This is a genomic window from Hymenobacter frigidus (genome assembly GCF_014640435.1).
GTDB classification, from domain to species: Bacteria; Bacteroidota; Bacteroidia; order Cytophagales; family Hymenobacteraceae; genus Hymenobacter; species Hymenobacter frigidus.
Genome location: NZ_BMGY01000005.1, coordinates 18,947 through 31,355, shown reverse-complemented (window position 1 = coordinate 31,355; position 12,409 = coordinate 18,947). Strand labels below are relative to the sequence as shown.

Here is a 12,409-nt window from a genome sequence, read left to right as displayed (position 1 = left end):
GACGGCGGCCGGTATTTCAGGTGCGAATCGGGTAGCTACGCTAGTCGTCGCCTTTCCAACGGCCGTGGCCTTTGCCGTGGTTCTTCTTATACTTTTTACGCTTGAAAAAACCGTTGTCCTCGTCGTCATCAGAATCTCCAAACATGGCCTGCAGCAGCGTGCGCGACGACCGGGAATCACCCACCGCGTCCGGAGCCACTGGGCGCGAACTGGCGGGCGAGGCCAGCGCCAGGCGGCCGTCGGCGGTGGCCTGCACGGCTACCGGCCGGCCGCGCAGGTCGCAGCCCTGGCCTTCGCGCAGCTCGGTGCGCTGGCCGGTGGGGCTCACCACGAAGCCGTCCTTGGTGACGGTGAAACCCGTAGGCAGGTGCGCATCGCGGGTCATGGGGCGGCTTTGGCCGTTGCGCAGCACCTGCATCTGGCCGTTGCGACGCTGAAAACCGTCGTTGTTGGGGGCTTGCTGGGCCAGTACCAACTGGGTGGTGGCTAGCAGCAAGCTGATGGCCCAGAAAATGCGGATTCGCATGGTAAAAATAGACATAAAGAAAAAAGCGGCACCGTAGGTTTCCCCACAGTGCCGCTCCTCATACGTCAAATACAACGCCAGGCTGCCAATTCCGGCTATTTTTTTTGCGCTCGCTGCCAAGCACCGGCGCACAAGGGCCCGCGGCTACTTCCTGGCTTCGGTGCCGTCGGCGTTGAATAGCACATCGCGGTGCTTGCCGCCCTGGGCCACTTCCGCCTCATGAGTGGTGAGGCCGGTGGCCGCCGCGACAATTTTGGCAGCTTCCGTGATTTTAAAGGCCTTGTAGTTGGCAGCCAGCGCCTTTTGCACGGGCGCAGGGAGCTGGCTCACGGCCATTTCCGTTTCCGTTTCTTTGAGGACGCCAACGGCGGTGAATACGGCCGACATCTCGGTTTTGCCCAGGTTGAAACCGGCTTCGAAATCAGCCCCTTCTTTTTCCCATTGCACCGTTTTCACGGTGGGGAAAGTCTTTTTGAAGGTGGCGACGGCCTCAGCCGGTACTTGGGCAGCTTTCACTTTTTGCGCGTAGGCCGCGCCGGTCAGCAGCAGGGCCGCCACAAGGGTCAGAAATGCAGTTTTCATTTGATTGTCGAAGTTAAAAAGGTGAGTTTCGAACAGAATGTATACGGGCTTTCTGTGGCTAATCTGTGGGCTGCAGAACCTGCTGAGGCTTTTTTACGGGCGAGGCTACTACCGGAGCCAGCCGGACGTGCAGCGTGTGGCAGGTGCCCGCTTCCGCCAGCGAGTAGGTGACTCCAAAGCCGTAGTAGCCGCAGATGTGCTGCACGATGCTCAGGCCCAGGCCCGGCGACTCGGAAGCGGCGCTGTGCTTGCGGAAACGCTCGAAGAACCGCGCCGGGTCGCCGCTCACGGCGGGCCCGGTATTGCTGATTTTCAGCGCCTGCGGCGTGAGGCTGATGCTGATGTTGCCGCCGCTCACGTTGTGCTTCACGGCATTTTGCAGCAGGTTTTGCAGCAGCGAGTCGGCCAGGCCGGGGTGCATGTGCACCACGATGGGCGCGCGGGCAATGTCGAGGCCGTAGCGCAATTCGCGGGCCTCAAACAACGGCTCAAACTGCGCCACCTTCTCGGCCAGAAGCTGGTCGAGGCGCACGGGCTTGGTGGCGTCAAACTGGCGATTCTCAATTTTGCTGAGCAGGCTAAGGGCCTGGTGCAGGCGCGAGAGCCGCAGGGTCGCGCCGTAGAGGTCGGCCACGAGCGGGGCAGCGGCGGGGTCCTCGGCCAGGACGGGCAGCTGGAGCAGCTGCTCCAACTGCGCCTGCATAATGGCCAGCGGGGTTTGGGTTTCGTGCGCGGCGTTGGCCGTGAACTCGCGCAGGCTCTCGTAGTCGGCCACCAACCGCTGGCTGAGGTGTTCCAGCGCGTGGTTCAGCTCGGCAAACTCGGTGATGGCGGGCGTGGGCAGCTGCAGGGGTTGGTGCTGGTGCAAATCGTAGCGGCGCAGCGCGGCCAGCGTGTGCCGAAACGGGGCCCAGAGGCGGCCCGACAGCCAGCGGTTGAGCAGTACCCCGCCCGTCAGCAGCAGCGCCAACACGCCCAGCATCACGCTCAGCACCACAAAAAGCAGGTCCTTGGCCTCCACCAACGATTTGCGGAGCGTGACCCACACCGGGCCCTCGCCCGCCGTTTGCAGCACGAAGGTGAGCTGCTGGTGCGGCACCAGCTCGCCCTCCTGCTCATCCAGCAGCAGCGTATCGCGGAAGCCCAGGGGCTGGGGCCGGCGGCTGATGGGCAGCACCAGCTGCAGCAGCGCCACGGGCGGCAGCTGGTTGGCCCGAGCCTTGGCGGTCAGCTCCAGCTGGCGGGCCAGCAGCTGCTCTTTTACCTCGTGGCGCAGGGTGCGGTCGACCCCCACATACAGCCCTACGCTGCCTATCACAAACATTGCGGCGGCAAGCAGCAGGTAATAGCGCGTGGTGGTGGCGAGCAGCTTCATTTATAATCGCGAAGGGATAACCAAAAGGTAGCCGGGCCGGAAACTCCGTTTCCCCCTCATATCTAAGGTTACCAGGGAAGCCCGTTGTTCAATGTGCATCTTATCCGTTATTCAGCTTATAACCAACTCCGTACATGGTGCTGATGTAATTATCGGCTCCTTTTTCCTGCATCTTGCGGCGCAGGTTTTTGAGGTGGGTGTAAATAAAGTCGAACGAGTCGGCACTGTCCACGGCATCGCCGCAAAGGTGCTCGGCAATGGCTTCCTTGGTGAGCACGCGGCCGGGGTTGGCCAGCAGGTAGAGCAGCAGGTCGTATTCTTTCCTGGTGAGGGTGAGGGGCTCGCCGTGCACGTGCACTTCGGCCAGTTCGGGCAACACCAGCAGGTCGCGAAACACGATTTGCTGGTGGCCGTTGAACTGCCGCCGACGGATAATGGCGCGCAGCCGGGCATTCAGCTCGGAGAGGTGAAACGGCTTGATGAGGTAGTCGTCGGCCCCGAGGTCGAGGCCGGCGATTTTGTCGTCGAGCGCGTCGCGGGCCGTGATAATGAGCACCCCGGCCGCCGAGCCCGCCGCCTTCAGGCTGCGCAGCAGGTCGAGGCCGGTGCCATCGGGCAGGGTCAGGTCGAGCAGCACGCAGTCGTACTGATAAAGCATGATTTTTTCCTGGGCCTGGGCAAAATCGGCGGCTTCTTCCACCACGTAGCCCGCCTGCTTCAGCGAGCCAAGCAAGACCGTCCGCAGGGCCGTTTCGTCTTCGACAAGCAGTATTTTCATGGGGCGGGGACCGGTTTGGCAAAGGCCCGGCGCGAAGAACGGATAAAAGTCTGAAGACTTTCTGCCGGTAAGCGCGTATTCGCTACCACGTAGCCCAATAAGGCCTACTCGCCAATGCCTCGGATTAGGTGCCAGCCCAATTTTCTTCAGAATTGCTCCGCAGCTTTGTGGCGCTCATCATCCATATTAGTCCGTTGCCTGTTCGCCTAGTCCGTCCACTTATTACCGCCCTTGGAGTTGGGCTGCTGGCGCTGGCCGCGGGCCGGGCCCGCGCCCAAACGCCACGGGTGCTCACGCCCGCGCCGGCCGTAGCCGCCGCGCCCGCCAGCCCCCGCCGCCTCGACGACTTCCTGCTGGTGGCCCGCCAAAACAGCCCGCTACTGCGCGAAACCGACAACCAAGTCCGCCAAAATCGGATTGACAGCCTGGTGCGCGCCCGCCAAAACGGCGTGCAGGTGAGCGGCATCGGGTCGGCGCTCTACTACCCGTCCATCACCAATAGCAAGGGCGAGAGCGTGGTGGGCTACGACAACGCCGTGACCAATGGCGGCAACTACGCCGCCATTGCCCAGGCCACCAAGCCCATTCTCAACCGGTTTCAGCTGCAAAACGACTACCAGATTCTGGCCAACCAAGGCCAGGTGCTGCGCAACACCGGCCGCCTCACCGGCCTCGACGTGCGCCGCAGCATCACCGACCAGTTTCTGAATGCCTACGCGGCCGAGAGCCAGCTGAAATTTAGCCGCACGCTGCTCAACCAGCTGCGCCTACAGGACGAGCAGTTGCGTAAGTTGGTGAATGCCGGCATTTTCAAGCAGACCCAATACCTGAGCTTCTACCTATCGGTGCGCACCCAGGAAGTGACGGTGGAGCAAAACCGGCTGGCCTACCGGCGCGAGCTGGGCACCCTGCGCGCCCTGGCCGGCGTGGCCGACACGGCCCTGATTGCGCTCGAAACCCCTACCCCACCCGCGCACCGCCCGCTGGCCGGCCTGCTGGCGCCCAGCCAGCGCCAGTACACCCTCGACAGCCTGCGCCTGCTGCTGGACCGCCGCGCGGTGGACGCGGCCTACCGGCCCAAGGTGAGCGCCGTGCTCGATGCGGGCCTGCAGTCATCGTCGTACCTGCCTATTGCGCTAGCGCGCAGCGTGGGCATTGGGGGCGGGTTGCAAGTTGCGGTGCCCGTTTTCGACGGCCACCAGCGCCAGCTGCAGTACCAGCGCCTGGCGCTGAGCGAGCAAAGCCGGCGCGGCTACCGGCAGTTTATCACGGTGCAGCGGCGGCAGCAGTACGAGCAGCTCGAAGGCCTGATTCGGGCTGCTGACGCGCTGCTGGCGCGCATTCGGGAGCAGGTGCGGGTGGCCGATGCGCTGGTGGGGGCCGCCCGCCAGCAGCTGGCCACCGGCGACGTGGCCATCCTCGATTACCTGAACCTGGTGACCAGCTACCGCACCTTGCAATTCAGCCTGACGCAGGCCGAGACGGACCGGCTGCGCAGCCGGTTTGCGCTGGATTATTTGGCGGAGCAGTAATTTTTTATGCGTACGCAACTCGCCGGGCTTTTCCTTCCTCATCAATTTCATGACTCCTATTCGCCTTTGCTTTCTCACTTCCTTTCTGGCCCTCAGCGCCTGTAGCCCGAAAGACCCCGCCGGTGAAGCGGCCGTGCCTGCCGACGGTGAGGAGGCCGTGGTGAAGCCCCGGGCGCTGGTCACCGTTGGCACCGTGCAAACTGATACGCTGACCGACGTGCTGCGCCTGAGCGCGGTGTCGGTCTTCCCGGCTAAAGACGCGCTGCGGGCTACTACTACCGGCTACGTGCTGCCGCCCACGCCCGTGGTGGGCCAGCTGGTGCGCGCCGGCCAAACGGTGTTCACCATTCAAACCAAAGAGTCGAAAACCCTGCACCTGGACAAGCTCACCGGCGACCCGCGCCTGCGGTTCAGCGGCATCATCCGGATAACATCGGCCCGGAGCGGCATCCTGGCCACGGTGGATAAGCTGGCCGGCGATTACGTGCAGGACGGCGAACAGCTCGGCCTAACCTACGACAAAAGCCGTTTTGGCTTCATCCTCGATGTGCCCGTGACGCAACTGCGCTACGTGCACACCGGCCAAAGCTGCCGCATTTTCCTGCCCGATGGCCGCGAGCTGGCCGGCCGCGTGGCCGAGGTACTGCCCACCGCCGACGTCAGCATTCAGACCCAGCGCTACACCATCCGGCCCGTGGGCCCCGTGCCCGATTTACCCGAAAACCTGACGGTGCAGGTCGAAATCAACCGCACCGCGCCGCACCTGGCCAGCACCCTGCCCCGCAGCGCCGTGCTGACGGATGAAACCCAGACTGAATTCTGGGTCATGCGCCTGCTTAATGACTCCACCGCCGTGAAGGTGCCGGTGACGGTGGGCAAGGAGGAAAAAGACCGCATCGAAATCAAACAGCCCCACTTTTCGGCCGCCGACAAAGTTCTGTTCAGCGGCAACTTCGGGCTCGATGACACTGCCGCCGTGAAGGTGAACCGATAATACCCTTTTGTTAAGCTTTCTCGCAGGGTCCCGCGGTGTTAAAATCGCAGGGTCCCGCAGTGAACCGCTGAACGACACCGCGCAACACCGCGATTTGACACTGCGGGACCCTGCGTGAAATTTTGCTTCAATTAGTTTATGCGTCCCTCCCTTTTTCAAGCCTACAAAGCGCCCATTGCGGTGCTGCTGGCCCTGGCCCTGGCCTTAGGCACGGTGGCCTACCGGCGCATCAACGTGGCCCTGTTTCCAGAGGTGACGTTTCCGAAGGTGAAGGTGATTGCCGAAAACGGCCTGGAGCCCGTCGACCGCATGATGGTGACCGTGACTAAGCCCATGGAAGATGCCATTAAGCGGGTGCCGGGGCTGAAACTGCTGCGCTCGACCACCAGCCGGGGCTCCTGCGAAATCTCCGCGTTTCTGGACTGGGGCGTGAATGTGGCCACCAGCCAAACCCTGATTGAATCGCGCCTGAACCAGATTCGGGCCGACCTGCCGCCCAACGTGCAAATCACGGTGGAACGCATGAACCCGGCCATTCTGCCGGTGATGGGCTACACGCTGGAAGCCCCCGGCCGCTCCGCCCTGGAATTGCGCAAGCTGGCGCTGTACACCATCAAGCCGTTTTTGTCGCAGGTCGATGGCGTGTCGTCGGTGCAAATCCAGGGCGGGCGCACCAAGGAATACCAGGTGCAGCTGCTGCCCGACCAGCTGGCGGCCCTCGCCCTCGGCCCCGACGACATCACCAAAGCCCTCTCCGCCACCAATTTCGTGCAGAGTAACGGCTACCTCAGCGACTACCGCCGCCTCTACCTGACGGTGACGGATGCCACGATTCTGCAAAAGGAGGACCTTGAGAACATCGTGCTCCGCAACGACGGCCGCCGCATCGTGCGCCTCGCCGACGTGGCCACCGTGGCCCTGGGCGAGCAGCCCGAGTACACCCGCATCAACGCCAACGGCTCCGATGCCGTGCTCATCTCCATCCTGCGCCAGCCCGATGCCAACGTGGTGCTCGTTTCCGACGGCGTGCGGGCCAAGGTGGCCGCGCTGCGGGCCGGCCTGCCGCGCGGCGTGCGCCTGGCTCCTTATTATGACCAGGCCGATTTTGTGTCCGAAGTGGTGCGGTCGGTAGAAGATGCGCTGTGGATTGGGCTGGCGCTGGCACTGGTGGTCACGGCGTTGTTTCTGCGCTCGGTGCGAGCCACGCTTACCATTCTGGGAGCAATTCCGGTGGCGCTGGCGCTCACCATCGCGGTGCTCTATTTCGGGCTGGGCTACTCCTTCAACATCATGACGCTGGGGGCCATCGCCGCGGCCATCGGCCTCATGATTGACGACGCCGTGGTGATGGTGGAGCAGCTGCACCGCGTGGGCGAAGAACACCCCGAGGCCTCGCCCGGTGAGGTGGTGCGTCGCTCGGTGGGCCACTTGCTGCCGGCGCTTATTGGGTCATCATTAAGTACGATTGTGATTTTTCTGCCGTTTGCGCTGCTGGGCGGCGTGGCGGGGGCATATTTCAAGGTACTGGCTACCACGATGGTAGTGGCGCTGGTGTGCTCGTTTTTTGTAGCCTGGCTGGGGCTGCCGGTTATTTATCTGCTGTTGAGTCGGCGGAAGAAATCGCCCACCGGCGCAACCTCACCCCCCAGCCCCCTCTCCAAAAAAGAGGGGGAGCCGAACAATTCCACAGAAGGGAAAACCGGTGCCCCCTCTTTTTTGGAGAGGGGGTCAGGGGGTGAGGTTGACATGGTGGGCGACAAACCCGCCCACCACGAAATCCCCTGGGTGCGGGCCGTCATCCGCCACCCGGCCTACTCCATCATCGGCATTCTGGTGCTCATTGGCAGCATGGTGCTCATCATTCCGCGCCTGGCCACCGGCTTCCTGCCCGATATGGACGAAGGGGCCATCGTGCTCGACTACAACTCGCCCCCCGGCACCAGCCTGGAAGAAACCGACCGGATGCTGCGCCAGGCCGAAAAGCTCATCGTGAAAGTCCCGGAAGTAGCCAGCTATTCGCGGCGCACCGGCACCCAGATGGGTTTTTTCATAACCGAGCCCAACAGCGGCGACTACCTCATTCGGCTGAAAACCGACCGCGAGCGCAGCACCGAGGACGTAATTTCTGATATCCGCCAGCGCATTGAAGCCACCCAGCCGGCGCTCACCATCGACTTCGGCCAGGTTATCGGCGACATGCTCGGCGACCTGATGAGCACCGTGCAGCCCATCGAAATCAAGGTATTTGGTCCCGATGCGACCAAACGCTACGCCCTGGCCAACCAAGTGACCGCGGTGGTGGAAAAAGTGGCCGGCACGGCCGATGTGTTCGACGGCATTGTGCGCATGGGCCCTGCCGTGGGGGTGCGGCCCGACCCGCGCCGGCTGGCCCAGTACGGCCTCACCGCCACCGATTTTCAGACCCAGCTCCAAACCCAACTGGCCGGCACCACCGCCGGTTCGGTGCTCGAAGGCGAACAGCTGCTGAACATCCGGATGCGCTACCCCAACGCCGCCCAGGCCACGCTCACCCAGTTGCGGGCCCAACCTATTTTCCTACCCAACGGCCAGCGCCGCCGCCTCGACGAGCTGGCCACCGTGACGGTGAGCACCGGCGACGCCGAGCTGGAACGGGAAAACCTGCAAGCCATGACGGCCGTGACGGCCCGCCTCGACGGCCGCGACCTGGGCGGGGCCATGAGCGAAATCCGCCAGAAGCTGGCCCAGGAAGTGCCGCTGCCGCCCGGCTATTTCATCCAATACGGCGGCTCGTATGCCGAGCAGCAGCAGTCGTTTCAGGAGCTGCTCACCATTTTGGGCGCGGCCTGCCTGCTGGTGTTTGCGGTGGCGCTGTTCCTGTTCCGGGACCTGAAGGCGGCGGGGCTGATTTTGCTGGTGGCCGTGCTGGGGCCGGCGGGCGGCAGCCTGGCGTTGTTTCTGACCGATACGCCGCTGAACGTGGGCTCCTACACCGGCCTGATTATGGTGGTCGGCATCATCGGTGAGAATGCCATTTTCACCTTCCAGCAGTTCTTCGAAATACTGGGCGAAGGGCGGCCCGTGGAGCAGGCGGTGGGCTACGCCATCGCGGCCCGAATTCGGCCCAAGCTGATGACGGCCCTGGCGGCTATTGCGGCGCTACTGCCGCTGGCGCTGGGCATTGGGGCGGGCGCGCAGCTGCACCAGCCCCTGGCCATTGCCGTGATTGGTGGGCTACTATTGGCGCTGCCACTCCTGCTGGTGGTGTTGCCCAGCTTGCTGCGCTTGGCTTACCGCGGTACAAATGCTCCAATTGCCGCCGCTTAGCCGGGGTCCTAACCTATTTTCGACGCACCAGGTTACTTGCTTGTATTTTCGAAATCAACGGGTTATTGCGTTTTGATTGAGTTAACGCCGCGTTTGCATTTCTGCCGCGCACTGACGCTACTTCCCTCATTTTTCAACTCCTCATCGCCCACTGCCGGTACTTTCATGCGCACGTTTTTAGTTACCCGTTTTGCTGCCTTGCTAGTCCTGGCTGGCAGCCTCAGCCCCGCCTACGCCCAGGTGAGGCCGACCCCAACCGATACCACCAAAAAATACGAAAACCCCGGCGGCATTCCCGCCCTGGTGAAAGCGCCCTGGTACAAGAGCAAGGTATTCAGGGCCGTGGCTATTCCGGCGGTGCTTCTGACCTACGGCGCCATCACTGCCCAGGGTAATGCGGGCATCAACCAAAGTGCCAGGGAGTTCACGCAGAAACAATTTCGGCCGGTCAGTTCGGGCTTCGACAACACGCTGATTATTGCCCCTTATTTCGAGCTGGCGGCCGTGGCGATAGCCGGCGTGGAGTCGCGCGATGACCGCATCAATACGCTGCTTATCATTGCCAAAGGCGAGGCCATCATGCTGGCCTCCACCTACGCCGTGAAATACCTGAGCGGCGAAACCCGCCCCAACGGCTCCGATGCCCTGTCGTTTCCCTCGGGCCACACGGCGCAGGCGTTTCTGGCGGCCAGCATCGTCCACACCGAGTTTCGGGACAAAAGCCAGTGGTACGGCGTGGGCGCCTACACCATTGCGACCAGCGTGGCGGCCCTGCGGATGATTAACGACAAGCACTGGCAGAGCGACGTAGTGGCCGGCGCGGGCTTCGGCATTTTATCGGCCCACCTGGCCTACCTCAGCCACCGCAACCGCTGGGGCCGCAAGCCCATCGGGCGCGACGTGGGCATGTCCCCGGCGTATTTTGGCAACGGTACCCCCGGCATGACCATCAGCTGGCGGCCGTCGCACTAAGGACGACCCCAAACCGGTAACCTGTTGAATATCAGGTTTTCATTCAGAAGTTTGATTATCACCGATTCCCGGTTTTTCCAGCCAAACCGGCACGCCCGACAGCGCGGCATTGCCGGTCAGCTCATCCAGCCGGCTGTCGTCCGTCAGGTCGTTGATGCTGACGCCAGCATGGGCCTGGGCTACGTCCTGGCGCGTGCCGGGGCGGTGGTGGCCGTAGCCGTGCGGCAGGCAAACCACGCCCGGCATGACGGTGGCCGTAATTTCCACGGGCAGCTCCACGGCTCCCACGCGGGAGCGGATGCGCACCGGCTGGCCATCGGCGAGTTGGTGGGCGGCGGCATCAGCGGGATTGATGTGCAGGGTGCAGCGGTTGCGGCCTTTGATGAGGCGGGGCAGGTTGTGCATCCACGAGTTATTCGAGCGCAGCTCCCGGCGACTGATGAGCAATAGCTGGCCCTCCGCTACCGGGGGCCCGGCGGCGAGAACGCGGCGGGCCCGGCCCAGGTCGGCGAGAAAAAGCGGGGCGGCCAGGTTGATGCGTTGAGTAGCCGTGCGCAGGCTGGCGGGCAGGCGCGGAAGCAGCGGGCCGAGGTCGATGCCGTGGGGATTCGCGCGCAGCTTCTCCAGCGAGAGGCCGGCACGCCCGTAGGCTCCGTAGCGCAGGCCCAGGTCCAGCTTGGCTTCGGGGTTTTCCAGGGGCGGCGCGATGGTGGCGGCGGCAGCATCGCCGGCTTCGAGGCGCAGGCGCAGCTCTTCGAAAATCTCCCAATCGTAGCGCGCCGCCGGGCCTTTGTCGAACAGCGGCTCGGAGTAGCGGCTGGTGTTGCGAATGGCCAGGGCATGAAAGCTCACGTCGTAGTGCGCGGTTTCCAAACCAGTGGCGGGCGGCAGGATGTAGTGGGCGTGGCGCGTGGTTTCGTTGAGGTAAATGTCAATTGACACCATGAAATCGAGGCCGGCCAGCGCGGTTTCCAGCTGCGGGCCGTTGGGGGTAGACAGCACGGGGTTGCCGCAGCTCGTGACCAGGGCGCGGAGCTGGCCGGGGCCGGGCGTGAGCATTTCTTCGGCCAGGCAAGCCACGGGCAGTTCCCCCATGAATTCGGGTGCTTGGCGCACCCGGCTGCGGTACCGGTCGTATTTCGTGTAGGGCCCGGGCTTGCCGAGAATGTCCAGCGCGGGCGTGGCAAACATGTAGCCGCCCGGCTCGTCCAGGTGCCCCGTAAGCAGGTTCAGGGCATTTATCAGCCACAGGCACAGCCCACCGAACGCCTGCACCGACACCCCTACCCGGCCGTATACCACGCCGCGCCCGGCCCCGGCCAGCTCCCGCGCCAACGTGCGGATTTCGGCCGGCGCAATCCCGGTAATGCCGCTGACGTGCTCGGGCGTGAACCCGGCCACGGCCGCGCCCAGCTCCGCGAGCCCATCGGTAAACTCGGCCAGGCGGCCGGGATTGACCAGGTTTTCGGCGTACAAAACCTGCGTCATGGCCAGCAGCAGAAACACGTCGGTGCCGGGCCGAATGAAGTGGTGGGCATCGGCGCGGGCGGCGGTTTCGGTACGGCGCGGGTCGACGACGACCACCTTGCCGCCACGGGCCTGAATGGCTTTCAGGCGGTTGGATACGTCAGGCGCGGTCATCAGGCTGCCGTTGGAAACCAGCGGGTTTCCGCCCAGTATCAGCCAGTGGTCGGTGCGGTCGAGGTCGGGCACGGGCAGCAGCAGTGGGTGGCCGTAGAGCTGCCAAGCGGCGAAGTGGTGCGGCAGCTGGTCGACGGAGGAGGCCGAGAACAAGCTGCGCGACCCCAGTGCCCGCAAGAAGCCGGGCGCGGCCAGCTGCGTGCCGGAGTTGTGCACGCTGGGGTTGCCGGCGTACCAGGCCGTGGCGTGCGGGCCGTGCGCGGCGCGCTGCTGGCGCAGGCCGGCGGCCACTTCGTCCAGCGCCGTGTCCCAGCTGATTTCTTCCCAGCCGGTAGCCGTGCGCTTGAGCGGGCGGCGCAGGCGGTTGGGGTCTTCGTAAATATCCTTCAGACCCACGGCTTTGGGGCAAATATGGCCTCGGCTGAAGGGGTCCTGCGCATCGCCGGTGATGCTCAGGACCTGGCCGTTTTCGTGCTTGATTTCGAGGCCGCAAATGGCTTCGCAGAGGTTGCAGGCGCGGTAGTGAGTTTCGGCGGGCATAGCGGGTAGTGGGTGCGAAAAGGGTTGGACTCGGGAAGGTAGCGGGGAAACTGCACCGGCCAGCATGGTCGAGCTTTTTGATTTGACTAACGCAACGTTGCGCGCAATCTCCTGTCTGTTCAATTAAGATTTGTACCCATCTTTACGAATCTGCTGGTTTTAT

At 63.6% G+C, this 12,409-nt stretch carries 9 protein-coding genes; 4 read left to right on the top strand and 5 right to left on the bottom strand.

Annotation, left to right across the window (positions count from 1 at the left end; genetic code table 11):
- Positions 1–40: 40 nt before the first annotated feature.
- From IEW17_RS03785 to IEW17_RS03770, 4 genes are all read right to left on the bottom strand, one after another.
- Positions 41–541 carry a DUF6799 domain-containing protein gene (locus tag IEW17_RS03785; RefSeq protein ID WP_188560695.1) on the bottom strand — a complete coding sequence of 167 codons (501 nt, stop codon included), beginning with the start codon at positions 539–541 and terminating at the stop codon, positions 41–43.
- 129 nt (positions 542–670) lie between these two features.
- Positions 671–1,108 (bottom strand): PepSY-like domain-containing protein, encoded by a 438-nt coding sequence (locus tag IEW17_RS03780; RefSeq protein ID WP_188560694.1) that lies wholly within the window; start codon positions 1,106–1,108, stop codon positions 671–673.
- A 58-nt stretch (positions 1,109–1,166) separates the two neighbouring features.
- Entirely contained in the window at positions 1,167–2,483 is a 1,317-nt protein-coding gene (locus IEW17_RS03775; protein WP_188560693.1) for a sensor histidine kinase, read from the bottom strand.
- 100 nt (positions 2,484–2,583) lie between these two features.
- A complete protein-coding gene (locus tag IEW17_RS03770) occupies positions 2,584–3,261 on the bottom strand; it encodes a response regulator transcription factor (protein ID WP_188560692.1) in 678 nt (225 codons plus the stop codon).
- Between the two features lie 194 nt (positions 3,262–3,455).
- On the opposite strand from IEW17_RS03770, the gene IEW17_RS03765 reads away from it, so the two are divergent.
- From IEW17_RS03765 to IEW17_RS03750, 4 genes are all read left to right on the top strand, one after another.
- Positions 3,456–4,793, top strand: coding sequence for a TolC family protein (locus IEW17_RS03765; RefSeq protein WP_229748795.1), 1,338 nt, complete (start codon positions 3,456–3,458; stop codon positions 4,791–4,793).
- Between the two features lie 49 nt (positions 4,794–4,842).
- On the top strand, positions 4,843–5,787 hold the full coding sequence (locus IEW17_RS03760) for an HlyD family efflux transporter periplasmic adaptor subunit (RefSeq protein WP_188560690.1): 945 nt from the start codon (positions 4,843–4,845) through the stop codon (positions 5,785–5,787).
- Positions 5,788–5,925: 138 nt separating this feature from the next.
- The gene (locus IEW17_RS03755; protein WP_188560689.1) at positions 5,926–9,093 is read left to right on the top strand and encodes an efflux RND transporter permease subunit; all 3,168 of its coding nucleotides are present in this window, start codon (positions 5,926–5,928) and stop codon (positions 9,091–9,093) included.
- A 198-nt stretch (positions 9,094–9,291) separates the two neighbouring features.
- A complete protein-coding gene (locus IEW17_RS03750) occupies positions 9,292–10,065 on the top strand; it encodes a phosphatase PAP2 family protein (RefSeq protein WP_229748794.1) in 774 nt (257 codons plus the stop codon).
- A gap of 39 nt (positions 10,066–10,104) precedes the next feature.
- On the opposite strand, the gene IEW17_RS03745 is transcribed toward IEW17_RS03750, so the two are convergent.
- Positions 10,105–12,246 (bottom strand): molybdopterin oxidoreductase family protein, encoded by a 2,142-nt coding sequence (locus tag IEW17_RS03745; RefSeq protein ID WP_188560687.1) that lies wholly within the window; start codon positions 12,244–12,246, stop codon positions 10,105–10,107.
- Positions 12,247–12,409: the final 163 nt, after the last annotated feature.